The 23,865-nt window shown below is 61.8% G+C and carries 22 protein-coding genes; 13 read left to right on the top strand and 9 right to left on the bottom strand.

All coding sequences use genetic code 11. The features are described 5' to 3' along the window. Positions 1-35: 35 nt before the first annotated feature. Complete coding sequence (locus ACIN8IBEIGE_RS05570) at positions 36-437, bottom strand: acyl-CoA thioesterase (protein ID WP_090379640.1); 402 nt, start codon at positions 435-437, stop codon at positions 36-38. Between the two features lie 310 nt (positions 438-747). Here ACIN8IBEIGE_RS05570 and ACIN8IBEIGE_RS05565 point away from each other — a divergent pair, with 310 nt between their 5' ends. From ACIN8IBEIGE_RS05565 to ACIN8IBEIGE_RS05535, 7 genes are all read left to right on the top strand, one after another. Beyond that, positions 748-1,719, top strand: a complete 972-nt coding sequence (locus ACIN8IBEIGE_RS05565) for a PstS family phosphate ABC transporter substrate-binding protein (RefSeq protein ID WP_160013773.1) — start codon at positions 748-750, stop codon at positions 1,717-1,719. 179 nt (positions 1,720-1,898) lie between these two features. Next, on the top strand, positions 1,899-4,184 hold the full coding sequence (locus ACIN8IBEIGE_RS05560; RefSeq protein WP_160013772.1) for an ABC transporter permease subunit: 2,286 nt from the start codon (positions 1,899-1,901) through the stop codon (positions 4,182-4,184). Between the two features lie 15 nt (positions 4,185-4,199). Beyond that, complete coding sequence (gene pstA, locus ACIN8IBEIGE_RS05555; protein ID WP_178124330.1) at positions 4,200-5,876, top strand: phosphate ABC transporter permease PstA; 1,677 nt, start codon at positions 4,200-4,202, stop codon at positions 5,874-5,876. Between the two features lie 63 nt (positions 5,877-5,939). Then, positions 5,940-6,773: a phosphate ABC transporter ATP-binding protein PstB gene (pstB, locus tag ACIN8IBEIGE_RS05550; RefSeq protein ID WP_160013771.1), complete on the top strand. Its 834-nt coding sequence runs from the start codon at positions 5,940-5,942 to the stop codon at positions 6,771-6,773. A 144-nt stretch (positions 6,774-6,917) separates the two neighbouring features. Beyond that, the gene (gene phoU, locus ACIN8IBEIGE_RS05545; protein WP_090379653.1) at positions 6,918-7,649 is read left to right on the top strand and encodes a phosphate signaling complex protein PhoU; all 732 of its coding nucleotides are present in this window, start codon (positions 6,918-6,920) and stop codon (positions 7,647-7,649) included. Positions 7,650-7,795: 146 nt separating this feature from the next. After that, positions 7,796-8,707 carry a response regulator gene (locus ACIN8IBEIGE_RS05540; protein WP_090379656.1) on the top strand — a complete coding sequence of 304 codons (912 nt, stop codon included), beginning with the start codon at positions 7,796-7,798 and terminating at the stop codon, positions 8,705-8,707. A gap of 213 nt (positions 8,708-8,920) precedes the next feature. Further along, complete coding sequence (locus tag ACIN8IBEIGE_RS05535; protein ID WP_160013770.1) at positions 8,921-9,817, top strand: peptidoglycan DD-metalloendopeptidase family protein; 897 nt, start codon at positions 8,921-8,923, stop codon at positions 9,815-9,817. A gap of 140 nt (positions 9,818-9,957) precedes the next feature. On the opposite strand, the gene ACIN8IBEIGE_RS05530 is transcribed toward ACIN8IBEIGE_RS05535, so the two are convergent. The 5 genes from ACIN8IBEIGE_RS05530 to ACIN8IBEIGE_RS05510 form a co-directional block, all read right to left on the bottom strand. After that, on the bottom strand, positions 9,958-11,298 hold the full coding sequence (locus ACIN8IBEIGE_RS05530) for a hemolysin family protein (RefSeq protein WP_160013769.1): 1,341 nt from the start codon (positions 11,296-11,298) through the stop codon (positions 9,958-9,960). 69 nt (positions 11,299-11,367) lie between these two features. Next, positions 11,368-12,675, bottom strand: a complete 1,308-nt coding sequence (phoR, locus tag ACIN8IBEIGE_RS05525; RefSeq protein WP_160013768.1) for a phosphate regulon sensor histidine kinase PhoR — start codon at positions 12,673-12,675, stop codon at positions 11,368-11,370. Between the two features lie 53 nt (positions 12,676-12,728). After that, entirely contained in the window at positions 12,729-13,418 is a 690-nt protein-coding gene (gene phoB, locus ACIN8IBEIGE_RS05520) for a phosphate regulon transcriptional regulator PhoB (protein WP_160013767.1), read from the bottom strand. Positions 13,419-13,509: 91 nt separating this feature from the next. Further along, on the bottom strand, positions 13,510-14,403 hold the full coding sequence (gene ubiA / locus ACIN8IBEIGE_RS05515; RefSeq protein WP_160013766.1) for a 4-hydroxybenzoate octaprenyltransferase: 894 nt from the start codon (positions 14,401-14,403) through the stop codon (positions 13,510-13,512). Between the two features lie 111 nt (positions 14,404-14,514). Beyond that, on the bottom strand, positions 14,515-15,066 hold the full coding sequence (locus tag ACIN8IBEIGE_RS05510) for a chorismate lyase (RefSeq protein ID WP_160013765.1): 552 nt from the start codon (positions 15,064-15,066) through the stop codon (positions 14,515-14,517). A gap of 215 nt (positions 15,067-15,281) precedes the next feature. Here ACIN8IBEIGE_RS05510 and ACIN8IBEIGE_RS05505 point away from each other — a divergent pair, with 215 nt between their 5' ends. The 6 genes from ACIN8IBEIGE_RS05505 (at position 15,282) to ACIN8IBEIGE_RS05480 (ending at position 18,934) form a co-directional block, all read left to right on the top strand. After that, positions 15,282-15,449: a rubredoxin gene (locus ACIN8IBEIGE_RS05505; protein WP_090240746.1), complete on the top strand. Its 168-nt coding sequence runs from the start codon at positions 15,282-15,284 to the stop codon at positions 15,447-15,449. Positions 15,450-15,746: 297 nt separating this feature from the next. After that, positions 15,747-15,914 carry a rubredoxin gene (locus tag ACIN8IBEIGE_RS05500; RefSeq protein WP_090379673.1) on the top strand — a complete coding sequence of 56 codons (168 nt, stop codon included), beginning with the start codon at positions 15,747-15,749 and terminating at the stop codon, positions 15,912-15,914. A 56-nt stretch (positions 15,915-15,970) separates the two neighbouring features. Continuing rightward, entirely contained in the window at positions 15,971-17,125 is a 1,155-nt protein-coding gene (locus ACIN8IBEIGE_RS05495) for an NAD(P)/FAD-dependent oxidoreductase (protein ID WP_178124329.1), read from the top strand. Between the two features lie 186 nt (positions 17,126-17,311). Continuing rightward, the gene (locus ACIN8IBEIGE_RS05490) at positions 17,312-17,584 is read left to right on the top strand and encodes an HU family DNA-binding protein (RefSeq protein ID WP_090250753.1); all 273 of its coding nucleotides are present in this window, start codon (positions 17,312-17,314) and stop codon (positions 17,582-17,584) included. A 140-nt stretch (positions 17,585-17,724) separates the two neighbouring features. Beyond that, positions 17,725-18,117 carry a helicase gene (locus ACIN8IBEIGE_RS05485; protein ID WP_160013763.1) on the top strand — a complete coding sequence of 131 codons (393 nt, stop codon included), beginning with the start codon at positions 17,725-17,727 and terminating at the stop codon, positions 18,115-18,117. Between the two features lie 79 nt (positions 18,118-18,196). Next, positions 18,197-18,934, top strand: coding sequence for a hypothetical protein (locus tag ACIN8IBEIGE_RS05480; protein ID WP_160013762.1), 738 nt, complete (start codon positions 18,197-18,199; stop codon positions 18,932-18,934). A gap of 199 nt (positions 18,935-19,133) precedes the next feature. On the opposite strand, the gene ACIN8IBEIGE_RS05475 is transcribed toward ACIN8IBEIGE_RS05480, so the two are convergent. The 3 genes from ACIN8IBEIGE_RS05475 to ACIN8IBEIGE_RS05465 all read right to left on the bottom strand — a co-directional run bounded on the left by ACIN8IBEIGE_RS05475 (position 19,134) and on the right by ACIN8IBEIGE_RS05465 (position 23,641). Next, positions 19,134-20,540, bottom strand: a complete 1,407-nt coding sequence (locus ACIN8IBEIGE_RS05475; protein WP_160013761.1) for an aminoacyl-tRNA deacylase and HDOD domain-containing protein — start codon at positions 20,538-20,540, stop codon at positions 19,134-19,136. Between the two features lie 90 nt (positions 20,541-20,630). Continuing rightward, positions 20,631-22,706, bottom strand: coding sequence for an ATP-dependent DNA helicase RecG (gene recG, locus ACIN8IBEIGE_RS05470; RefSeq protein ID WP_178124328.1), 2,076 nt, complete (start codon positions 22,704-22,706; stop codon positions 20,631-20,633). An 8-nt stretch (positions 22,707-22,714) separates the two neighbouring features. Next, positions 22,715-23,641: a hydrogen peroxide-inducible genes activator gene (locus ACIN8IBEIGE_RS05465; RefSeq protein ID WP_090379691.1), complete on the bottom strand. Its 927-nt coding sequence runs from the start codon at positions 23,639-23,641 to the stop codon at positions 22,715-22,717. Between the last annotated feature and the right edge of the window lie 224 nt (positions 23,642-23,865).

Below are 23,865 nucleotides of genomic sequence, written 5' to 3'. Positions count from 1 at the left end.
GCTATGCCCGTTCCGATGCAGCCCTTCGCTCGGTTTCAGCTGCGCTTGGGCACCGGGCGCGTGCGGCCGCTGCCGTCGATGGCAACAAACACGAATACCGCCTCGGTGACCTTGCGCCACTCGCTGGACAGCGGATCGTCGCTCCACACTTCGACCAGCATCTGGATCGAGCTACGGCCGACTTCCACGGTTTGCGTATAGAAGGACAGCTGTGCGCCAACCGCTACCGGCACCAGGAAGGCCATGCGGTCGATGGCCACGGTGGCTACGCGGCCGCCGGCTACCTTGCTGGCCATGGCGGTGCCGGCCAGGTCCATCTGCGACACCAGCCAGCCGCCGAAAATATCGCCAAAACCGTTGGTTTCACGTGGCAATGCGGTGATCTGCAAAGCCAGGTCGCCTTGCGGGATGGGGTCTTCCTGTTCGAAATCGTGCATCGGATAGGCTCGCGGCGCGGTTGTTGTTATTGGCGCGGTGCAGGGCTTGGCGGTGGCGGCGAGTCAGGCTCTGCGGCTATCGCGGGTCGGCCCAGCAGGCCCGCGGGAGTGCGGGCGCAGCGAGTATAGCGACTCGGCAGTCGCAGGGCGACCATGGCACTTGGCCGCCTGGGCTTTGCACCTCAGTCATCGACTGCAGCAAAACATGGGTTGCGTTCATCTAACTGTCACATTGCTTACATACAGTCGTCATGCGGCCTACAGATACTTGGCCCCGTTCAATCCAACACTAGTCTGCTAGGAGTAAGGCATGAAACTTAAGCGTTTGATGGCGGCCATGACTTTTGTCGCCGCTGGCGTGGCTACCGCCACTGCGGTTGCTGCTGTCGATCCGGCTCTGCCGAGCTACACCAAAACTTCCGGCGTGTCGGGCAACCTGTCCAGCGTTGGTTCCGACTCCCTGGCCAACCTGATGACTTTGTGGGCTGAAGAGTTCAAAAAGGAATACCCGAACGTCAACATCCAGATCCAGGCCGCCGGCTCGAGCACCGCGCCGCCCGCTCTGACTGAAGGCACTGCCAGCATGGGCCCGATGAGCCGCCCAATGAAGGATGCCGAGATCCAGGCGTTCGAAGAGAAATACGGCTACAAGCCGACTGCCGTACCGGTGGCCATCGACGCCCTGGCGGTATTCGTGCACAAAGACAACCCAATCAAGAGCCTGGACATGGCTCAGGTTGACGCGATCTTCTCCAGCACCCGCCTGTGCGGTGGTGCTACCGATATCAAAACCTGGGGTGATCTGGGCATGACCGGCGAGTGGGCGGCCAAGCCGATTCAGCTGTTCGGCCGTAACTCGGTATCCGGCACTTACGGTTACTTCAAAGAAGAAGCCCTGTGCAAAGGCGACTACAAGGCTAACGTCAACGAGCAGCCAGGTTCGGCTTCCGTGGTGCAGTCGATCTCCAGCACCATCAACGCCATCGGTTACTCGGGCATCGGCTACAAGACGTCCAGCGTGAAGACCGTGCCGCTGTCGAAGAAAGGCGGCGAAGCTTTTGACGCCAACGAAGAAAACGCCCTGGCTGGCAAGTTCCCGCTGGCTCGCTTCTTCTACGTCTACGTCAACAAGGCGCCGAACAAGCCACTGAGCCCGCTGGACGCCGAGTTCGTCAAGTTGGTGCTGTCCAAGCAAGGCCAGGAAGTGGTCGTGAAAGACGGTTACATCCCGCTGCCAAGCAAAGTGGCGGCGAAAACCCTGAAGGAGCTGGGCCTGGAGTAATCCGGGTATAGGCAAGGACGCCACGTAAGCCGCACGCCCGCCTTCGTTTACGACAGGCGGGCGTTGCTTTGTCAAAGCGCTGTAACTTTTCTGTCACATAGGCCGGCTAGAGTTAGCGCCTCGTATAGCGACAGAAATCACTATGGCGCGCTCATGGCTGCGCAGAGACGCTCTTACCTATGAATGACTTGGCTAGTGAAACCATGACCGCCACCTCCAAATCCCTTGGGCTGGACTTCAACACTCCGGCCCTGCAGCGCAAGCGGCGTATCCGCGCGCTGAAAGATCGTTTCGCCCGCTGGGCCGTATCCATCGGTGGTATGGCCGTACTCGGCGCCATCACCCTGATCTTCTTCTACCTGGCCTACGTGGTGCTGCCGATGTTCCAGGGCGCAAGCCTGGACGCTCGCAAGCCGGTGCAGGTCGCCTGGTTGAATGAAGCTGCCGCGCCACTGCTGCTGACTCTGGAAGAACAGAATCAGATGGCCATGCGCCTGGACCAGAGCGGCAAGGTGCAGTTCTTCGATGCGAAGAAGATGCAGCCGCTGAGCAGTGTGCAGCTGCCGATCCCGGCGGATGTGCGGATTGCTTCGGTCGGCCAGGATCAGCCGGGCAGCAATCGCGTCGCCCTGGGCCTGTCCAACGGCCAGGTGCTGGTGTTCCAGCATGTCTACAAACTCAGCTACCCGAATGATGTGCAAACCATCACGCCGAGCATCGAGTACCCGTTCGGCGAGGCGCCGATCGAGCTCGACCCTCAGGGTCGCGAGCTTGATCACATGGGCATCAGTCTGAACAGCGGCACGCTGATGCTGGCTGGCTCCACCGGCACCGAGCTGCACGTGCTGAGCCTGGGCCGCGAAGAAAACCTGATGACCGGTGAGGTGACCCTCAGCGAAGAGCGCGTGGCTCTGCCGCAGATCGCCGAGCCGATCAAGGCACTGATCATCGATCCGCGTCACCTGTGGCTGTATGTGGTCAATGGCCGTGCCACGGCCGATGTGTTCGACATGCGCAGCAACAGCCTGAACGGCCGCTACAAGCTGCTGGAGGACGGCAAGCTGGAAGTCAGCAACGCCACCTCGCTGCTCGGCGGTATCTCGCTGATGATCGGCGACAGCAGCGGCGGCATCGCTCAGTGGTTTATGGTGCGTGAAGCAGACGGCAAGGCCGTGCTGAAATCCATCCGCAGCTTTCAGCTGGCCGGCAACCCTATCGTGCAGATCCTCCCGGAAGAGCGCCGCAAGGGCTTCTTCGCCCTGGACGCCAAAGGCAACCTGGGTATCTTCCACAGTACTGCGCACCGCACCCTGCTGGTTGAGCCAGTTGCTGACGGTCAGGCCCTGGCTGCTCTGTCGCCCCGCGCCAACCGCGTGCTGGTGGAGAGCGATGGTCAGCTACAGCGTTTGATCATCGACAACCCGCACCCGGAAATCTCCTGGAGCTCGCTGTGGGGCAAGGTCTGGTACGAGAACTACGACGCACCCGGCCACGTCTGGCAGTCGACCTCGGCCAGCACCGACAACGAACCCAAGCTGAGCCTTGCGCCGCTGGCCTTCGGTACCCTGAAAGCCGCGTTCTACGCCATGCTCCTGGCCGCCCCGCTGGCCATCGCCGCCGCGCTGTACACCGCCTACTTTATGGCCCCGGCGCTGCGTCGCAAGGTCAAGCCGGTGATCGAGCTGATGGAAGCGCTGCCGACGGTGATTCTCGGCTTCTTTGCCGGTCTGTTCCTTGCGCCTTATGTGGAAGGTCATCTACCGGGCATCTTCAGTCTGCTGATCTTTACCCCGATCGGCATTCTGCTGGCCGGTTACCTGTGGAGTCGCCTGCCGGAGTCGATTCGCCTGAGCGTGCCAGATGGCTGGGAGTCGGCGCTGCTGATTCCGGTGATCCTGCTGGTGGGCTACTTGTCGTTGGCTCTTAGCGGCCATCTTGAGAATTTGCTGTTCGACGGCAATATGCGCATGTGGCTGAGCAACGACCTGGGCATTCCGTTCGACCAGCGCAACGCTCTGGTAGTCGGCCTGGCCATGGGCTTTGCGGTGATCCCGACCATTTACTCGATCGCCGAAGACGCCGTGTTCAGCGTGCCGAAGAGCCTGACCTTCGGCTCCCTGGCCCTGGGTGCCACGCCCTGGCAGACCCTGACCCGGGTGGTGATCCTCACCGCCAGCCCAGGCATCTTCTCGGCGGTGATGATCGGTATGGGTCGCGCCGTTGGTGAAACCATGATCGTGCTGATGGCCACCGGCAACACCGCGATCATGGACATGAACATCTTCGAAGGTCTGCGCACCCTGGCCGCCAACGTGGCGGTGGAAATGCCCGAATCGGAAGTCGGTGGTACCCACTACCGCGTGCTGTTCCTCTCGGCGCTGGTGCTGCTCGGCTTCACCTTTGTCATGAACACCCTGGCGGAGCTGGTGCGCCAGCGTCTGCGCGTCAAGTACGCCTCGCTCTAAGGCTTGGGAAGGTATATGTCCGTGAAACAGAACAACCTGAAAACCTGGTTCAAGAGCGGTACGCCGTGGATCTGGATGAATGCCGGCGCGGTGTCGATCGCGGTGATCATGACCCTGGGTCTGATGATGGTGATTGCCGTGCGCGGCCTCGGCCACTTCTGGCCGGCGGATATCATTGAGGCCGACTACCAGATCCCTGGTCAGCAAGCCAAGGTGATGGCCGGCGAGGTCACCCAGATCGAGGAAGTGCCACGTGCGCGTCTGGCGGCTTCCGGCTTGCCGGTGACTGCCGAGGGCGGCGAATTTATGACCCGCGAGCTGTTCAAGGTGGGTAACCGCGATGTGTATGGCGCGGACTTCACCTGGGTGGTCGGCGAATGGCTGAGCAACCTGCGCACTCCGGAAAACCTTACGGCGCTGGAGCGCCGCGAATGGGGCAACTTCTACGGCTACCTGGTCAACGTCAAGGAAAGCGGCGAACTGGTTGCTGAAGGCGACGCCAGCTGGCCCGCCCTGCAAGAGCGACTTGAGCGCGTCGAGCAGCTGCACAAGCAACTGGTGCGCCTGGAGAAGAAGGACATCGGCCGGATCAACGCCGGCCTGGAACGCATCCGTCTGCAAACCCGCAAGCTGGAGCTGCAGGGCAAGCTGGACGAGGTTGCCCAGGCCGAGCTGGACGCCGAGCGTGCGCAGTGGGACGCCGAGTACAAGGTGCTGGAAACCGAGCTGATCGCCCTTAATCAGGCGTTCAACCGCGACAGCGTCACGCTGAAGACTGTCGATGGCCGTGAAGTAACCATCAGCCTCGGTAAGGTGGTGCGCGCGTTCCAGCCAAATGCCATGGGCCTGGGCGACAAGTTCGGCTTCTACCTCGCCAAACTGTGGGAATTTGTCAGCGACGACCCGCGTGAGGCCAACACCGAAGGCGGTATCTTCCCGGCGATCTTCGGCACCGTGATGATGACCCTGATCATGGCCGTGATCGTTACCCCGTTCGGTGTAGTCGCGGCCATCTACCTGCGTGAGTATGCCAAGCAGGGTCCGCTGACTCGGGTGATCCGTATTGCGGTCAACAACCTGGCCGGCGTGCCGGCCATCGTTTACGGGGTGTTCGGCCTGGGCTTCTTCGTCTATGTGCTGGGCGGCTCGCTGGACCGCCTGTTCTTCCCGGAAGCCGCACCGGCGCCGACCTTTGGCACGCCCGGTCTGCTGTGGGCTTCGTTGACCCTGGCGATCCTCACTCTGCCGGTGGTGATTGTGGCCACCGAAGAAGGCCTGGCGCGGATTCCACGGGCCGTACGCGAAGGCTCCCTGGCCCTCGGCGCAACCAAGGTGGAAACCCTCTGGCGCGTGGTGCTGCCCATGGCCAGCCCGGCAATGATGACCGGCCTGATCCTTGCCGTGGCCCGCGCCGCCGGTGAAGTGGCACCGCTGATGCTGGTGGGGGTGGTCAAGCTGGCCCCGAGCCTGCCGGTGGATGGTAACTACCCGTACTTGCACCTTGATCAGAAGATCATGCACCTGGGCTTCCACATCTACGACGTCGGCTTCCAGAGCCCCAACGTCGAGGCCGCGCGGCCGCTGGTGTACGCCACCGCGTTGCTGCTGGTGTTGGTCATCGTGGTGCTGAACATGTCAGCGGTTTATATCCGCAACCACCTGCGCGAGAAGTACAAGGCGCTGGATCACTAATCATTGCGCCGCGGCCCGCTGGCCGTGGCGGCTCAACGTATTTGTTAGCGTAGGGAGCATCCCATGCAGCACGAAGCACACACACACGGTATCGACATGGCCGCCCTTGGTCGTGACCGCCAGGGCCTGAACATGGCCAACGAGCGTGTGGCCATCGACGTCCCCGGTCTGAATCTGTACTACGGCGAAAAGCAGGCGCTGTTCGATGTGCAGATGACTATCCCCAACCAGCGCGTGACGGCCTTTATCGGACCAAGCGGTTGTGGCAAGTCGACCCTGCTGCGCACCTTCAACCGGATGAATGATCTGGTCGACGGCTGCCGCGTAGAAGGCGAAATCAACCTCGACGGCAAGAACATCTACCGCAAGGGCGAAGACGTCGCCGAGTTGCGTCGCCGCGTCGGCATGGTATTCCAGAAGCCCAACCCGTTCCCCAAGAGTATTTACGAGAACGTGGTCTACGGCCTGCGCATCCAGGGCATCAACCAGAAGCGCGTGCTTGATGAAGCGGTGGAATGGGCACTGAAAAGCGCCGCACTGTGGGATGAGGTGAAGGATCGTCTGCACGAGTCGGCACTCGGCCTGTCCGGTGGTCAGCAACAGCGTCTGGTGATCGCCCGTACCGTGGCGGTGCAGCCGGAAGTGCTGCTGCTCGATGAACCCTGCTCTGCGCTGGACCCGATCTCGACACTGAAAGTCGAAGAGCTGATCTACGAACTGAAATCCAAATACACCATCGTCATCGTTACCCACAACATGCAGCAGGCGGCGCGGGTCTCGGATTACACGGCGTTTATGTACATGGGCAAACTGATCGAGTTCGGTGATACCGATACGCTGTTCACCAACCCGGCGAAGAAACAGACAGAGGACTACATCACCGGTCGTTACGGCTGATGGGCATGTCAGAGTGCGCTGGACTGCGTCGGCGGAACTTGCCGTACTAACTTGTACTGTCTGCGTTCCGCCTCCTTGCCCAGCACCCTCTGCCAAAGCCCATCCTAAGCAGAGACGTTATTCGGTTAATTCAAGGGTTTGCACATGATCAACAAAGAAAACCTTACCCAGCACATCTCCCAGCAGTTCAACGTCGAGCTGGAGGAGGTGCGTAGCCACCTGCTGGCCATGGGCGGCCTGGTCGAAAAGCAGGTCAACGACGCGGTTACTGCACTGATCGATGCCGACTCCGGCCTGGCTCAGCAGGTGCGCGAGATCGATGACCAGATCAACCAGATGGAGCGCAATATCGACGAGGAGTGCGTGCGCATTCTTGCCCGTCGTCAGCCGGCCGCGTCCGACCTGCGTCTGATCATCAGCATCTCCAAGTCGGTAATCGATCTCGAGCGCATCGGCGACGAAGCCACCAAGATCGCTAAGCGCGCCATCCTGCTGTGCGAAGAAGGCGAAGCGCCGCGCGGCTATGTCGAAGTACGGCATATCGGTGATCAGGTGCGCCGGATGGTCCAGGAAGCGCTGGACGCGTTCGCCCGTTTTGACGCCGACCTGGCGCTGTCGGTGGCGCAGTACGACAAGACCGTCGACCGCGAATACAAGACTGCACTGCGTGAGCTGGTGACTTTCATGATGGAAGACCCGCGCTCGATTTCGCGCGTGCTCAACATCATCTGGGCCCTGCGTTCGCTGGAGCGCATCGGCGACCACGCGCGCAATATCGCCGAACTGGTGATCTACTTGGTACGCGGCACCGACGTGAAACACATCGGCCTGACCCGCATGCAGGAAGAAGTGCAGGGCACCAACAAGGGCAACTGAGTCGGCTGTTACGGGCGGTGTTGACGCGCCGCCCCGTACGGCGCTGCATGGCAAAGATGCACCTGATCGCGACATATGGTGCATTTCGGTTGGCCTTTGGCCAGTAGCCGTGACTATGCTTAAGGCCATTAGAACAGGAGTGGCCGATGAGCAAAGTCAGCGTGCTGGTAGTGGACGACGCAACCTTTATCCGCGATTTGGTGAAAAAGGGGTTGCGCGATCACTTCCCAGGCATCCAGATCGAAGAAGCCGTCAACGGGCGCAAAGCCCAGCAGATGCTGACGCGCCAGCCGGTCGACCTGATTCTCTGTGACTGGGAAATGCCGGAAATGTCCGGCCTGGAACTGCTTACTTGGTGCCGCGAACAAGACAGCCTGAAAATCGTGCCGTTTATCATGGTCACCAGTCGCGGTGACAAAGAGAACGTGGTGCAGGCGATTCAGGCCGGCGTTTCCGACTTTATCGGCAAACCTTTTTCCAACGAGCAGCTGATCACCAAGGTGAAGAAGGCCCTCAGTCGTGCCGGCAAGTTGCAGGCGCTGATGTCCAGCGCACCGCCGAAAATGCTCAGCAGCGGCGCCTTTGCCAACGACTCTTTATCTGCACTGACTGGCGGCAAGGCCGATGTGGTCAAGCCTGCAGCAGGGCCTGCCGTGCAAGCCGCTGCGGCCTTTGCCGGCAAACCTGCTGCCAAAGCACCTGCATCCAGCGCGCCTAGCGGCCGTGGTCAGGGCCAGTTGCGTTTGCCTGGCGGTGCCACCATGTCCTGCGTGATCAAGGCGCTGAGCCTCAAGGAAGCACTGCTGGTGGTCAAACGCACCGAGGTACTGCCGCAGGTGCTGGAAAGCGCCGTGCTCGATCTGGAGCAGGGCGAGGCGGCGGAAACCGCACGGCTCAACGGCTATCTGCATGCCGTCGCGGCGTTCGAGCCAAAACCCGATAGCGAGTGGCTGCAACTGACTTTCAGATTCGTCGACCGCGATCCGCAGAAGCTCGACTACATATCCCGACTGATCGCACGCGGTACCGCGCAGAAGCATTTTAGCCCCGGCGCGTAGGGCGACGCTGCGCATAGCGCCAGCCTATCCGCAACTCCCCGCTATGTGTTTCACGCAGGCCGAAGTCTGGGCGCCATCCGGGGAAACTGGCGGCATATGCCGACCGGTGGCGGTGAGCCGGTTCACAGCCTGACCCATGGTGCCTCGCACGGTGGCGGTAGCGCTGCTAATCTCAATGGTCCGGACACAGCACATCATAAGATCCGAGTCGTTATGCTAGGGCGTTTGATACTTCTCTGCAGTTTGTTGACCCTTGCCGGCCAGGCAGCGGCGTTGACTATTTATAAGTACACCGATGCCAACGGCGTGGTCACCTATACCGACCAGGCCGCGCCCGGTGCGCAGGTGTTCGTGTTTCGCGACCGCATGGTTGAGCGCCTGGACAACCAGGTAAAGCTGGAAACCAAGAAGCACGAAGCCGGTGAAACCCTGTTGGTACGCAACGACCTGCACGCCCCTGTGCAGATCGAACTGCGCCTGGAAGCCACTGACAACGTCACCGGCGTGCCGAACAAGCCGATCAGCTGGGTGCTGCCGCCGCGCAGCAATATCCGCCTGGCTACCCTGGCCCCGCGTGATGCCAGCAAACCCATGCGTTATACGCCCAAGCTGCGTTACGCCATGGGCGATCCGCGCCTGCTGCCGACGCAGAAGAGCTATCCGCTGCCGTGGCGCGGCGGCCCGTTTCGCCTGACCCAGGGCGCCAATGGCAAGTACAGCCACTTCACCCCGAAAGGCCGTTACGCCATGGATATCGCCATGCCCGAAGGCACGCCGATTGTCGCGGCCCGCAGCGGCATTGTGGTGAAAACCGAGAATCGGCAGAGTGGACGCGGCAACAACCCGGCCGGCAACTATGTGCGCATCCTGCATGACGACGGCACCATGGGCGTTTACCTGCACCTGATGAAGGGTTCGGTGGCGGTCAGCGAGGGTAGTCGTGTGCGCGCCGGCAGCCTGCTTGCGCGCTCTGGCAATACCGGCAACAGCACCGGCCCGCACCTGCATTTTGTGGTGCAGCGCAATGTCGGCCTGGCGCTGGAGTCGATTCCTTTCAACTTTGCCCAGCCGGTCAATAGCCTGCCTAACTTTGCCGTTGGTGGGGAATAGGCTGGCTTGGTCGCATGCCCATGCGGGTCGTAGGTTGGTCGGGCGGCGCTTCGTTGAGGAGCCGCACGACGAAGCCCAATGCAGCTGACTAGCAGCTGTTGGGCTTCGCTACGCTCGGCAGCAACCTACGCCCACCTCTCTCAATCCAGCTTAAGCACTTTGGCTAGGACAATCTTCGGGCCTTTCATCTTCTTGACGATGATCCGTAGGCCGTCGACTTCCAGCACTTCCTCTTCTTCGGGCATGCGCTTGAGGGTTTCGTAGATCAGCCCGGCGAGGGTTTCCGCTTCGACGTGATCGAGGTCGACGCCGAGCAGGCGCTCGACCTTGGCCAGTGGTGTGTCGCCACGCACCAGCAGTTTGCCCGGCTGGTAGGCGAGGATGCCGCGTTCGGCCTTGCGGTGTTCGTCCTGAATATCGCCGACCAGCGCTTCCAGCACGTCTTCCATGGTCAGGTAGCCGATGACTTTGCCATCGGCTTCTTCGACCAGGGCGAAGTGCGAGCCGCCGATGCGGAATTGCTCCAGCAAGGTGGACAGCGGCATATGCCGGCTGACGCGCTCGATGGGGTGCATCAGCTCGGCCAGTTTCAGTGCCGAGGGCAGCATTTCCAGCAAGGAGAGGTGCAGCAGCAGGTCCTTGATATGCAGCACGCCGACGTATTCACCGCTGTTGTCGTCATAAATCGGGTAGCGGCTGTATTTATGCCGGCGGAACACGCCGAACACTTCATCCAGCGCGGCGTTCAGTGGCAGCGACACCAGGTCTTCGCGGGAGTTGGCCCAGTCCACCACTTCCAGTTCGCCCAGTTCCACCGCCGAGGCCAGCACACGCATGTCCTGATCGCTGGGGTCGCTGGCGCGGCTGGAGTGCAGGATCAGCTTGAGCTCATCACGGCTGTAATGGTGCTCATGGTGCGGCCCCGGCTCACCCTGACCGGCGATGCGCAAGATGGCGTTGGCACTGGCATTGAGCAGGAAGATCGCCGGATACATGGCCCAGTAGAACAGGTACAGCGGTGCGGCCGTCCACAGCGACAGCAGCTCGGGTTTGCGAATGGCCCAGGACTTGGGCGCCAGCTCGCCGATCACGATATGCAGATAGGAAATGATGAAAAACGCAGTGAAGAAGGCGATGCCATGCACCAGTTTCGGCGACTCGATGCCAATGGCCCCAAGCAGCGGTTCGAGCAGGTGGGCAAAGGCCGGTTCGCCGACCCAGCCGAGGCCGAGTGAGGCCAGGGTGATCCCCAGCTGACAGGCTGAGAGGTAGGCGTCCAGCTGGTTGTGCACGGTACGCAGGATATGCCCGCGCCAACCGTTCTGGGCGGCCAGGGCATCCACCTTGGTGGCGCGCAGTTTGACGATGGCGAACTCGGCGGCGACGAAGAAGCCGTTGAGCAGAACCAGAAACAGGGCGAAGAGGACAAGGCCGAAATCGGCGAAATAGCTGTTGGCGGCGTAACTCGTGGAGGGGTCCATACAGGGTTCGGGTAGTGGATGACCGCTAAAGGGTGGAGGTTGCCAGCGGGCTTTGCAAGTAGGACGCGGCTACTGGCCGCGTTTGACAACCTGTTGGCTGGAGAAGTGACAGGTAAAGGTGCTGCCTTTACCCAGGCTGCTGACGATCTCCAGGCGTGCACGGTGGCGCAGCAGCACATGCTTGACGATGGCCAGGCCCAGACCGGTGCCGCCGGTGTTGCTGGCGCGACTGGAGTCGACCCGGTAGAAGCGTTCGGTCAGGCGCGGCAGGTGCTTGGCCTCGATACCCAGGCCGCTGTCCTGCACGCTGAGGTGTGCGCCCTGCTCATCGCCCCACCAGCGCACATGAATCTCGCCTTCGTTCGGGGTGTATTTGACGGCGTTGAACACCAGGTTGGAGAAGGCACTGCGTAGCTCGGTTTCGCTGCCCTTGAGCTTGAGGTGCGGGTCGGCTTCCAGGCTGATGCGGTGATGACGCTCGCCGGACAGCGCCTGGGCATCGTTCTTGATGCTCAGCAGCAGCAGGTCGACGGCCACCGGCTGGTTATCCGAGGGATAGTCGGTGGCTTCCAATTTAGCCAGCAGCAGCAGGTCATTCAGCAGGTTCTGCATGCGTCCGCCTTGCTGCTGCATCTGCTGCAGGGCGCGCAGCCAGCGTGGATTCACGTCTTCAACGTTATCCAGCAGGGTTTCCAGGTAGCCGGCGATCACTGTCAGCGGGGTGCGCAGCTCATGCGAGACGTTGGCGACGAAGTCCTTGCGCATCTGTTCCAGCTGATACAGGCGGGTGATGTCGCGCACCAGCATCAGGTGTTCGCGGTTGCCGTACTGGGTGATATGGAATTGCAGGCGCAGGCGGTCGCTGACCGGCGAGGGCAGCTCCAGCGGCTCGTTGTAATTGTGGTTCTCGAAATACTCGATAAAGCGCGGGTCGCGCACCAGGTTGGTGATCTGCTGGCCGCTGTCCTGCGGGGTTTTCAGGCCCAGGAGTTTCTCCGCGGCGATGTTCCACCATTCCAGGTTGCCGTCGCGGTCGAGCATGATCACCGCATCTTTCAGCGCGGCGGTGGACTCCTGCACGCGGTCGATCACCGCCTGCAGGCGGCCACGGACTTTCTGGTCGCGGCGCTGCAGGTGATAGATGCTGTCGAATACTTCGCCCCACAGGCCATAGCCATCGGGCGGCGCTTCGTCACCCTGGCGGGTGCGCAGCCATTTGTGCAAACGCAGCAGCTGGCTCAGGTGCCAGCCAAGGTAACCAGCCAGGCCGAGCACCAGCGCCCAGGCATATTCGCCGGTGATCAACCCGAGCAGCAGGCAGACACCGACCAGCAGCAACAAACGACGTATCAGGGGGCCGCGCCAGTCTTGATTCAATTCACACTCATCCGCCAATCAATCCATGCTTGCCTGGTGCCGCAGAGCTTAAGTCAGCTCTTGGTGGAGAAACGGTAACCCGTGCCGCGTACAGTCTGCACCAGATTCTCGTAGACCTCGCCCAGGGCTTTGCGCAGGCGGCGGATATGCACGTCGACGGTGCGCTCTTCGACATATACGTTGCCGCCCCAGACCTGATCAAGCAGCTGGCCGCGGGTGTAGGCGCGTTCCTGGTGGGTCATGAAAAACTGCAGCAGGCGGTATTCGGTGGGGCCCATTTCGGCGGGTTTGCCGTCGATGGTCACGCGGTGGCTGATCGGGTCGAGCAGCAGGCCGCCGACTTCGATCGGCCCTTCGCTGTCGGTTGGGCCGGCGCGGCGCAGCACGGCCTTGAGGCGGGCGACCAGTTCACGCGGCGAAAACGGTTTGGTGATGTAGTCGTCGGCACCGACTTCCAGGCCCTGGATCTTGTTGTCCTCTTCGCCCTTGGCGGTGAGCATGATGATCGGGATATCACCGGTCAGCTCATCGCGCTTGAGGCGGCGCGCCAGTTCGATACCGCTGGTGCCGGGGAGCATCCAGTCGAGCAGGATCAGATCGGGTTTGCGGTCGACGATGATGGCGTGCGCCTGCTGGGTGTTCTCCGCTTCCAGGCACTCGTAGCCGGCCATTTCCAGGGCCACGGCGATCATTTCACGGATCGGTGCTTCGTCATCGACGATCAGGATATTCTTGCCAACCATGGATCAAGCCTCGGGTCATCTCGCTGTAATGGGCTGCATTAGATAACGGAATTATTGCAGCGATATGACAGCTGCGCGGCAAGCCACCTTTCTACCCGCGCAGCGCGTAGTCCAGAACCAGGCCGATAAAGATCGCCAAGCCGGCCCAGTGGTTGTGCAGAAAGGCATTGAAGCAGGCCATCGGCTTGCGGTTGCGGGTCTTGTGATACTCCCAGGCAAAGCAGCCGGCGGCGGCCAGCAGGCCGAGGTGGAAGTACAGGCCCAGCTCGAAGCGCGCGGCGGCCAGCAGCAGGCAGAGCAGCGCCAGGCCCTGGAGGATGACGATGATCAGGCGGTCGGCATCGCCAAACAGAATGGCGGTGGAGCGCACGCCGATCTTCAGGTCGTCCTCGCGGTCGGCCATGGCGTAGTAGGTGTCGTAGGCCACGGTCCATAGCAGGTTGGCGATATACAGCAGCCAGGCTTCCGGCGGCAGGCTGCCGGTTTCGGCGGTAAAGGCCATCGGCATGCCCCAGGAAAATGCCGCTCCGAGCACCACCTGTGGATAGAAGGTATAGCGCTTCATAAAGGGGTAGCAGGCGGCCAGGGCCAAACCGCCGAACGACAACCAGATGGTGGTGGCGTTGGTAAACAGCACCAGCACAAAGCTCAGTGCCACCAACACGGCGAACAGGATCAACGCCTCACGCGGTTTGATCTTGCCGCTGGCCAGCGGGCGGGCCTTGGTGCGGCTGACGTGGCCGTCGAAGTTGCGGTCGGCGTAATCGTTGATCACGCAGCCGGCGGCGCGCATCAGGATTACCCCGAAGACGAAGATCAGCAGGTTCTTCACGCTCGGCACGCCTTCGGCCGCCACCCACAGCGCCCACAGCGTCGGCCACAGCAGCAGGTAGATGCCGATGGGCTTGTCCAGGCGCATCAGCTGGATAAAGTCCCAGGCGCGTGGGTGCAGGCGATTAAGTGAATGCAGCAGGCGGGTATACATCGAGCGCGTCTCCATGCGAGGTGCGGCTGATTATACGGAGGGCGTAGGGTGGTTCACGTTTTATCGATCCACCAGTGTGGCTGCAAGGTTGATGTAAAAACGACATCCACCCTACGACTCGATGTCAGCTGCGGCCCAGAACTCAGGAAGGAAGACCTCGGCCACCAGCACGCCCAAAGCCCCACGGCTAAAACACGAACGCCGCGCCCACAGACGCTCGCTGCAGGCTTCCGCTGGCAGCCACGGTGCCGGGTAGCGGCACACCTGCAACTCACCACGATCGAAGGCACGGTCGCTGAACAGCAACTCCCCCAGCGAGCGGCTGCCGAGTTGGTCCAGCGCTAGGCCGGATCCTTCCAGGGCGCTACGCGCCGCCACGCTGCGGGCAAATACCCAGGGCTGGCCGTGACCGCGCAGGTACACCTCGCGCACCCAGCCCTGGCTGCCGCCGACCACGCCCAGCGCGCTGCACTCATCGCTGCGCAGGCGCTGCCAGCCTTCCTGCAGCGGGGTGACGCTGAAACCATTGGCCGACAGAGCGGTGAGTCGCCGTGTCAGCGAGTCTTCATTGAATAGCCAGTCACGCACCGCCGCCGTGGGTGCGGGATGCAGTTGGCTGGCAGTCAGCCAGCGCGGCGGATGGGCGAGGGCGGCGTGGGGCACGAGCTGGTTTCACCGTAGGCAGAGGCGCGCGAGTCTAGCATGGGCATTACGTCTGGACAGATGGCGCAAGGCGCGTCGATTGGCCGCTACGTCGGGCAGAACCCGACTTTGGTTGGCCTCGATGACGGGCTATTCATCGTCCGGCGGCTTGGCGCACATGCACATATACGGTAGTTTCCCCGGCGCAATAGCCGTGTGATCCGCCTGAGGTAGTTATGAAGAAGTGGCAATGTGTAGTCTGTGGACTGATTTACGACGAGAGCCAAGGCTGGCCTGATGAAGGCATCGCCGCCGGCACGCTCTGGCAGGATGTCCCGGAAGACTGGCTGTGCCCTGACTGTGGCGTGGGTAAGCTGGATTTCGAAATGATCGAAATCGGCTAAGACCCGTCCCCGATCTGCTGCGCGTCGGCGCTGCTGCGTTAAAAACAGGCTCGGTAAGCCGCTTGCGGCTAACGCGCTTTAGTGCGGCCCGAAGGGCGAGTGAAACGAGTAATGCTCATTTACAGCCGTAAACTCCGCTTTCTCGCCTGTTTTTGCCTTGCGTCGCTCTAGCTCGCGAGATCTGAAACAGGTTCTAAGTAGATACTGCTCTAGGCGGCGACCCAAGGGTCGCCGTTTTGTTTGGCGAGTGCCCATACTCAATACCCCGAACGAGCTGAATTAAGCAGCGAGGTGGTTATGCGTAAGTGGCAATGTGTGGTGTGCGGGTTTATCTATGACGAAGCCCTCGGCCTGCCCGAGGAAGGCATCGCCCCTGGCACGGCCTGGGAAGATATTCCCGCCGATTGGCTGTGCCCCGATTGCGGCGTCGGCAAGCTGGATTTCGAGATGATCGAGATCGCCTGAGCCGCGTCAGCCCTGAAATCTATTACGGCCGCCGCAGTGCGCGGCCTGTGTGAGGAATGAGCATGAGTGCACCTGTCGTCATCGTCGGCACCGGCCTGGCCGGTTACAACCTGGCCCGTGAATTTCGCAAGCTGGACAGCGAAACTCCGCTGCTGTTGATCACTGCTGACGACGGGCGTTCGTACTCCAAGCCGATGCTCTCTACCGGTTTTGCCAAGAACAAGGACGCCGATGGCCTGAGCATGGCCGAGCCGGGCGCCATGGCTGATCAGCTCAAGGCGGAAATTCGCACCCATACCCGCATCAGCGGCATCGATCCTGGCCACAAGCAACTGTGGATCGGCGAAGAGGCTGTGCCGTACCGCGACCTGGTGCTGGCCTGGGGGGCCGAGGTGATTCGCGTACCGGTGCAAGGTGATGCCGATGATGCGATCTTCTCGATCAATGACCTGGAGGATTACGCGCGTTTTCGCACTGCAGCTGCCGGCAAGCAGCGTGTCCTGCTACTGGGCGCCGGGCTGATCGGTTGTGAGTTTGCCAATGACCTGAGCCTGGGCGGCTATCAGGTCGAACTGGTCGCCCCTTGCGAGCAGGTGATGCCTGGTCTGCTGCATCCGGCTGCCGCCGCCGCGGTTCAAGCTGGCCTGGAAGGGTTGGGGGCGCGTTTTCACCTCGGTCCGGTGTTGGCCAGCCTGAATCACAAAGGCGATGCACTGGACGCGCACCTGTCCGATGGCACCCTGATCGAGTGTGACCTGGTGTTGTCAGCTGTGGGTTTGCGCCCGCGTATCGAACTGGCTGCCGCTGCCGGGCTGGCGGTCAATCGCGGGGTGGTGGTCGACCGCCAGCTGCGCACCTCTCACGCCAATATCTACGCCCTGGGCGACTGCGCTGAGGTCGATGGGATCAACCTGCTCTATGTCATGCCGCTGATGACCAGCGCCCGTGCCCTGGCGCAAACCCTGGCCGGCACCCCGACGGCAGTAAGCTACGGGCCGATGCCGGTGACGGTTAAAACCCCGGTCTGCCCGCTGGTGGTGTCGCCGCCACCGCATGGCCTGCAGGGCGAGTGGAGCGTTGAAGGCAGCGGCGCCGACATCAAGGCGCTATGCCATGACAACACTGGTGCGCTGCTCGGTTATGCCCTCACCGGTACGGCCGTGCAGGATAAATTGGCCCTGAATAAGCTGCTGCCTGCACTTTTGGCCTGAATGGCGGCCGTTCTGTCGGATATGCCACAAAATTGCCTGGTTTAACTGTCGGACAAGACTGGCGCAGGGCCCAATGGCATGCCATCCTCCCTCAGTCTGCCGCAGCCTAGAGCTGTTGCGGCGCCTTGGTATCTGCTCGCGCAGAGCAGCCCGGACACAACAACAAAAAACCGTAAAGAGGCATTTATGCGTAAACCGGAACTCGCCGCCGCCATCGCCGATAAGGCGGATCTGACTAAAGATCAGGCAAACCGTGTACTTAACGCGGTACTCGAAGAAATCACCAACGCACTGAACCGCAAGGACAGCGTCACCCTGGTGGGCTTCGGTACTTTCGTACAACGCCACCGCGGTGCTCGCACCGGTAAAAATCCGCAAACCGGTGAGCCGGTAAAGATCAAGGCCAGCAACACCGTCGCCTTCAAACCGGGCAAGTCCCTGAAAGACGCGGTCAACTGAGTCCTCAGGCCCGGGGCCTTTGGCCTCGGGCTGCACCATCCCGGCCAGCGTGTTCACGCCCTTCTTTCAGCCGGATGTAGTCCCTGCCGCAAACCGCTACAATGCGCCGCCTTTTCCCTACCCTTTGCGAGGCCTCGCGCATGAAATTCCGTTTTCTTCTGTGGATGCTGGGCCGTCTGATGGCCAAGGCCAGCCGTGAAAATCCGGCATTCCAACAGCAACTGGTTGACCGCGATATGGTCTTTCAGCTGCATACTCTGGACGGTAAAGTCGCCCGTCACTTCATCGTCAAAGACCAGCGCATCACCAGCAAGCGCGGCCCGGCTACTGAGCCTGCCTTCGCCCTTGGCTTCAAGGATGCCGCCTACGGCTTCGCCACCATGAACGCGAAAAACAAGCAGCTGGCGTTTATGCAGGGCATCCAGAACAAGGATATCCAGATCCAGGGCAACCCCGCGTTGGTGATCTGGTTCCAGGGGCTGACCAAATACCTGATGCCGAAAAAGAAAGACGCTGCCATAAAAGCTGCCTGATTCGCAGCAGTGCGCGCCAGGGCTGGCCTGCGCGCACTGCATTCGCTAGGCTGGGCATAGCCCTAGTGAGAGTTTGCCCATGCGTCTGCTGCTGAGTGCCCTGCTGTTTTCCACCTCCGTTGCCCATGCCGCGCCCCCCAAAGCCGAAGCCTTTGCGCCGTTATTCGAGCTGGCCGGCATCCGTTTGCTCTGTGAGCAGAGCGCACCGCTGGTGCAGCGTGGTCTGAGCGATAAACAGCAAGCGCAGTTGGCCAAGGTGTTTGCCGCTGATGCTCTGTGTCTGGACTTGGCTAAGAAACTGACCGGCAAGCTCGATCAAACCCAGCTGGAACAGGCCAAGAACTTGCTGGAAAGCCCGCTGGCGCAGGGCTTTACCGCTGCCGAGCGTTCTGTGGGCGAGGGCGGTGCAGAAGGCTTGGCGGCCTATCGCAAACAGCTGGGCGAACGCCCGCCGCGTGAGGAGCGTATGGCTCTGGTGCGGCGCCTGGATGCCGCCGCGCACACCACCACCCTGGCCACCCTGTTGCGCTATGAAGTCGGCAAGACTCAGGCATTTCTGGCCCTGCAGGGCCGTGGTGAAAGCATCGACGAGAAGGCCCTGAGCACTCAGACCAAGGCTCAGGAAGACGCGCTGCGGGCCTCCAGCGCCGAAGCGGTGGAGTCTTTTATGCTGTATGCCTATCGGCAGATGCCCAGCGAAAAACTGGCCGAATATGCTGCCCTGTATGAGCAGCCAGCCGTGGCGCAGTTGCTCGATGGTAGCGCGCAGGTGCTGCCGGAGCTGTTCGCCGCACGACGCGCACAGCTGAAGAAGTAATCGTTCGACTGAAACGAAAAAGGGGCCCGTAGGCCCCTTTGTGTTTTCTGCAGCTTTAGCAGGCTGTTGAAAAACTACCTGCGTTGCCATCGCGGCGTTAAAAACAGTCTCAAAATGCTCATTTACAACTCGTAAACTCCGCTTTCTCGCCTGTTTTTGCCTTGCGCTGGCTGCCTCGCCAACGTTTTTAAACGGCCTGCTAGTGCGCGGGATGGAATTGCGCGGCCAGTTCGCGCAGCGCGACTTCAGCCACCAGCACCTTGCTTACGGCTTCTTCGGCTTTTTCCCGGCTGATGCCGAGGTTGTCGAACAGGCTTTGCGGAATCTCGCTCTGCGGGCCGGCACCGATGCCGCGATTGCGCAACAGGCTAACCGACAGGCACACCAGGTTCGGGTAGGTGGCGTGGGGGCCGGTGTATTCAGGGTCGTGCTGGAAGCGCAGGGCGCTGGCCAGTTCTTCCGGCATATCCCAGTAGCGCATCAGCCAGGCACCGATCTGCTCGCGGCTGATGCCGAGCAGATGCTGCTCGATATAGCTGTGTGACAGGTGCGGGTTGACCTCCAGATGGCGGCAGATCAGCGAGAAATGCGGTGGAAACACGTGCGCCAGCACCAGATAGCCGAAGTTGTGCAACAGGCCGGCGAGGTAGGTCAGGCCGGCTTCCGGACGCTGCGCGCGCGGGATGGCGCGGGTCAGGCCCTCGATCACCGCAGCGCTGTAGATCGCCTGTTGCCAGTACGGTGTGGCCTGTTGCGGATGATCCTTGGGCAGGCTCAGGGTTTTGCCCAGGGCCAGGCCGAGGGCCAGGTTGATCACTAGGTCGAAGCCCAGCACGCGGACGATGGCGTCCTCCACCGAGCGGATCTTGCCGGGTGCCGCGTAGTAGGGCGAGGCGGCCCAGCTGACCACCTGGGCGGCCAGCGCCGGGTCGGTTTCGACCACGCCGGTGATGTCATCCACGGTGGCATCCGGGTCGACACGCAGCTTGATGATCTTCTGCGCAGTTTCCGGCAGCGGCGGAATTTCGATGGTTTCTTCCAGGCGTTGCTGGATGCGCCGCGCGGTAAAGGCCTGCACCGCCAGGGTGATCTCGGCGCGGTCGTCGTCCGGGCGATTGAGGTTCAGGCGGATATTGCTCAGCGGCTCGCCGAAGCGCGCGGCGCTGGCCTTGCTCAGCAGGGTTTTGAAAGCGTCGGTGCTTAGCTCCAGCAGCACGCCGCGCTGGCCGGACTCGATATACAGACTCGGCACCTGCAGCAGGCGCTCGTCATACAGGCAGGGCGAGCTGGTCAGCGGTGGCAGGCCAGGCAACACCTTCAGGCTGTGTTTGCCGAGCATGCGCTCCAGGCGCTCTGGCTTGACTGCGGTCAGTTGGCGGCCGGTCAGTTCGGTCAGGCGATTGAGGTCGAGCAGCTGGCTCTGCGGATAGAGCACCAGTAGCGCGCCCACGGCGTCATCCAGCAGTACCGCTTGCAGGCGTTGAGCGGCTGGCAGGCCGGGCATGTCGCGGCAGACTTGGTAGGGCAGGCCGAGCTTCTCCAGCAATTGCAGAATCACCGCTGGCGGGCGCGGAGCGGTGTCGGGAGCAAGGGCAAGTTCGGTCATGACGGTATCCAGCAGAAGTAGCAATACCCCGAGTATAAACAGCGGGATGAGTAAAATGCGGCGCAGGCGACGGTTGCACTGTGCGCTGGCTCACACTTGCCCGTATTGTTGGCCATGCCGCAACCAGCGTTCAAGTAGCGGGCTGACATGTTGCGGCCAGTGCTCCAACAACGCTTGCGCGGCATCGCGCACTGACGGAAGTAAGTCAGCATCACGCATCAGATCGGCCACCTTGAACTGCAGCAAGCCGGTCTGACGGGTGCCGAGCATCTCACCGGGGCCGCGCAGCTCCAGATCCTTTTCGGCGATAACGAAGCCATCGCAGGTCTCGCGCATGATTGCCAGGCGCTCACGGCCCAGCTGCGATAAGGGCGGGTGATAGAGCAGCAGGCAATGGCTGGCCGCGCTGCCACGGCCGACCCGGCCACGCAGCTGGTGCAGCTGGGCCAGGCCCAGGCGCTCCGGGTTTTCGATAATCATCAGGCTGGCATTCGGTACGTCGACGCCGACCTCGATCACCGTGGTGGCCACCAGCAGCTGCAGCTGGCCCTGTTTGAACTGGTCCATCACCGCGGCTTTTTCCGCCGGTTTCATGCGCCCGTGAATCAAGCCGACATTCAGCCCGCCGAGCGCCGCCGATAAATCCTCGAAGGTGGTTTCCGCGGCCTGGCAGGTCAGCTCTTCGGATTCTTCGATCAGTGTGCAGACCCAGTAGGCCTGGCGCCCTTCGTTACAGGCCAGGCGCACCCGTTCGACCACTTCCAGGCGGCGGCTGTCGGCGATCACCAGGGTGTTCACTGGGGTACGGCCGGGCGGCAGCTCGTCGAGGATCGAGGTGTCGAGGTCAGCGTAGGCACTCATCGCCAGGGTTCGCGGGATCGGCGTGGCGGTCATGATCAGCTGGTGCGGGCACATACGTCCGCCGATGCCTTTCTGCCGTAGGGCCAGGCGCTGCTGCACGCCGAAGCGGTGCTGTTCATCGATAATCACCAGTGCGAGTTTCTGAAACTGCACTTCATCCTGAAACAGCGCATGGGTGCCGACCACCATGGGTGCGCCAGCGGCGATCTGCTCCAGGGCGCTGGCACGGGCCTTGCCCTTGAGCTTGCCGGCCAGCCAGGCAACCTCCAGGCCCAGCGGGGCCAGCCATTTGCTGAAGTTGATGAAATGCTGCTCGGCAAGAATCTCGGTGGGGGCCATCAGCGCTACCTGATAACCGGCTTCCAGCGCCTGCAGTGCGGCAAAGGCGGCGACCACGGTCTTGCCGGCACCCACATCGCCCTGCACCAGGCGCAGCATCGGCTCGCTCTGGCTGAGGTCGTAGGCGATTTCCGCGCCGACCCGTTGCTGCGCACCGGTGGGGGTAAAGCCCAGGTTGGCGAGGTATTGCTGCGGCAGCGTTTTCGCAAGGGGCAGCGCCGGGGCCTGCTGCGCACGCACGCTTTCGCGCAGACGCTGCAGCGACAGTTGGTGGGTCAGCAATTCCTCGAAGGCCAAGCGGTGCTGGGCCCAGTGACGGCCTTCGGCGAGTTCTTCCAGATCGGCATCCGGCGGCGGTCGATGCAGATAGCGAATCGCCTGATCCAGTGGGCTGAGCTGGTAATCGTCGGCCAGTTCGCGCGGCAGCCAATCCGGCAAGCTGTGCGGCCCAAGACGCGCCAGGGCCTGCTCGCTGAGTTGGCGCAGGCGCTGCTGGGTCAGGCCCTCGGTGGTCGGGTAGATCGGCGTCAGGGTCTGTTCCACGGCAATCGGTTCGCTGCCGGACAGCGCACGGTATTCCGGGTGGTAGATCTCCAGGCCCGACGAGCCAGGGCGCACTTCACCGTAGCAGCGTACCTGGGTACCGCGCTTGAGGCCTTCCTTTTGTGCCTGGCTGAAATGGTAGAAACGCAAGGAGAGGGTGCCACTGCCGTCCTGCAGGCGTACCAGCAGGCTACGCCGCCGACCCATGACCACATCGGCGCCGGCGACTATGCCTTCCACCACGGCGTCCTGACCGGGGCGCAGCGCGCCAATCGGCACGATGCGGGTGCGATCCTGGTAACGCAGCGGTAGGTGGAACAGCACATCCTGCAGGGTTTCCAGGCCGACCTTGGCGAGCTTTTCGGCCAGGGCCGCTCCCACGCCTTTCAGCGCGGTCACAGAAACCGCGGCCAGTTCGGTCATGGTCTGTTTTAGCTGCTCTTGGGCAGTGGTTTGGCCACCGAGCACAGGCGAATCGAATCGGTCAGGACTTCGATGGCATTCGGCCGTGGGAAGCTGGCGCGCCAGGCGATGGCCACGGTGCGGAACGGCGTCGGCGGACTGAGTGGGCGTACTTCGATCACGCCGGGAGCATAGTGGTGGCTGTCGACGGCAGAGAACGGCAGGATCGATACGCCGAGGCCCGAGGCGACCATGTGACGGATGGTTTCCAGCGAGCTGGATTCCACGGTGGTGTGCTTGGCGCTGTCTTCGCCGCCCTTGCGCAGGGTCGGGCAGGCTTCCAGCACCTGATCGCGGAAGCAGTGACCTTCACCGAGCAGCAGCAGGCTCTTGTCATTCAGCAGCTTGCTGTCGATGGTTTTCATCGCGGCCCAGGGGTGACCGGCTGGCAGCAGGGCGTAGAACGGCTCGTCGTACAGCGGCTTGGTCAGCACATCGGCTTCGTGGAACGGCAGGGCGATGATGATTGCGTCCAGCTCGCCATTGCGCAGCTTGTCGCGCAGCACGTGGGTAAAGTTTTCTTCGATATACAACGGCATCTGCGGCGCGACGCGGTGCAGTTGCGGAATCAGATGAGGGAACAGATAAGGGCCGACGGTGTAGATCGCACCGATCTTCAGGGGGGCGGCCATCTGGTTCTTGCCGGCCTGGGCCAGCTCGCGAATGCCCTGGGCCTGCTCCAGCACTTTCTGCGCCTGGGTGACGATGCCTTCACCGACCGGAGTCAGACGCACTGCGCTCTTGCTACGTTCGAAGATCAGTACGCCCAGCTCATCTTCGAGCTTCTTCACCCCCACCGACAGCGTCGGCTGGCTGACATGACAACGCTCGGCGGCGCGGCCGAAGTGCTGTTCCTGAGCGAGGGTGACTATGTAGCGCAGTTCGGTGAGGGTCATAGTCTTTATCCATTGAGATGCAGCCAAGCATAGCGGCTGTATTCAATGGAACCAACTGTTGATGCGCTTCAGCCCCCGTGGCTGAGGAGGCGAAGCGGTTTTGGCGATTGGCTACGCTTTAATGTCGCTTTGTGAACAGAAAATAATTAGTTACTAAAGCGATGTGCGCATAGAATTGCGACCATACTTTGCGAGCGACCCAGGCCGGGTTTTGCGCTCGCCAC

The organism is Pseudomonas sp. 8BK (genome assembly GCF_902506475.1).
Taxonomy (GTDB): domain Bacteria; phylum Pseudomonadota; class Gammaproteobacteria; order Pseudomonadales; family Pseudomonadaceae; genus Aquipseudomonas; species Aquipseudomonas anguilliseptica.
This window is presented reverse-complemented; position numbering and strand designations above follow the sequence as displayed.

What these genes read in the sequence shown, in the direction of transcription:
- ACIN8IBEIGE_RS05490 (WP_090250753.1), top strand. Translation starts at nt 17,312, where the DNA reads ATGCGTAAACCGGAACTCGCCGCCGCCATCGCCGATAAGGCGGATCTG.
- ACIN8IBEIGE_RS05480 (WP_160013762.1), top strand. Translation starts at nt 18,197, where the DNA reads ATGCGTCTGCTGCTGAGTGCCCTGCTGTTTTCCACCTCCGTTGCCCAT.
- recG (WP_178124328.1), bottom strand. Translation starts at nt 22,706, where the DNA reads ATGACCGAACTGGCCGCGGTTTCTGTGACCGCGCTGAAAGGCGTGGGA.
- ubiA (WP_160013766.1), bottom strand. Translation starts at nt 14,403, where the DNA reads ATGTATACCCGCCTGCTGCATTCACTTAATCGCCTGCACCCACGCGCC.
- ACIN8IBEIGE_RS05570 (WP_090379640.1), bottom strand. Translation starts at nt 437, where the DNA reads ATGCACGATTTCGAACAGGAAGACCCCATCCCGCAAGGCGACCTGGCT.
- ACIN8IBEIGE_RS05500 (WP_090379673.1), top strand. Translation starts at nt 15,747, where the DNA reads ATGCGTAAGTGGCAATGTGTGGTGTGCGGGTTTATCTATGACGAAGCC.
- ACIN8IBEIGE_RS05560 (WP_160013772.1), top strand. Translation starts at nt 1,899, where the DNA reads ATGAATGACTTGGCTAGTGAAACCATGACCGCCACCTCCAAATCCCTT.
- phoU (WP_090379653.1), top strand. Translation starts at nt 6,918, where the DNA reads ATGATCAACAAAGAAAACCTTACCCAGCACATCTCCCAGCAGTTCAAC.
- ACIN8IBEIGE_RS05475 (WP_160013761.1), bottom strand. Translation starts at nt 20,540, where the DNA reads ATGACCGAACTTGCCCTTGCTCCCGACACCGCTCCGCGCCCGCCAGCG.
- ACIN8IBEIGE_RS05530 (WP_160013769.1), bottom strand. Translation starts at nt 11,298, where the DNA reads ATGGACCCCTCCACGAGTTACGCCGCCAACAGCTATTTCGCCGATTTC.
- ACIN8IBEIGE_RS05485 (WP_160013763.1), top strand. Translation starts at nt 17,725, where the DNA reads ATGAAATTCCGTTTTCTTCTGTGGATGCTGGGCCGTCTGATGGCCAAG.
- pstA (WP_178124330.1), top strand. Translation starts at nt 4,200, where the DNA reads ATGTCCGTGAAACAGAACAACCTGAAAACCTGGTTCAAGAGCGGTACG.
- phoB (WP_160013767.1), bottom strand. Translation starts at nt 13,418, where the DNA reads ATGGTTGGCAAGAATATCCTGATCGTCGATGACGAAGCACCGATCCGT.
- ACIN8IBEIGE_RS05565 (WP_160013773.1), top strand. Translation starts at nt 748, where the DNA reads ATGAAACTTAAGCGTTTGATGGCGGCCATGACTTTTGTCGCCGCTGGC.
- ACIN8IBEIGE_RS05505 (WP_090240746.1), top strand. Translation starts at nt 15,282, where the DNA reads ATGAAGAAGTGGCAATGTGTAGTCTGTGGACTGATTTACGACGAGAGC.
- ACIN8IBEIGE_RS05495 (WP_178124329.1), top strand. Translation starts at nt 15,971, where the DNA reads ATGAGCATGAGTGCACCTGTCGTCATCGTCGGCACCGGCCTGGCCGGT.
- ACIN8IBEIGE_RS05540 (WP_090379656.1), top strand. Translation starts at nt 7,796, where the DNA reads ATGAGCAAAGTCAGCGTGCTGGTAGTGGACGACGCAACCTTTATCCGC.
- ACIN8IBEIGE_RS05535 (WP_160013770.1), top strand. Translation starts at nt 8,921, where the DNA reads ATGCTAGGGCGTTTGATACTTCTCTGCAGTTTGTTGACCCTTGCCGGC.
- ACIN8IBEIGE_RS05465 (WP_090379691.1), bottom strand. Translation starts at nt 23,641, where the DNA reads ATGACCCTCACCGAACTGCGCTACATAGTCACCCTCGCTCAGGAACAG.
- pstB (WP_160013771.1), top strand. Translation starts at nt 5,940, where the DNA reads ATGCAGCACGAAGCACACACACACGGTATCGACATGGCCGCCCTTGGT.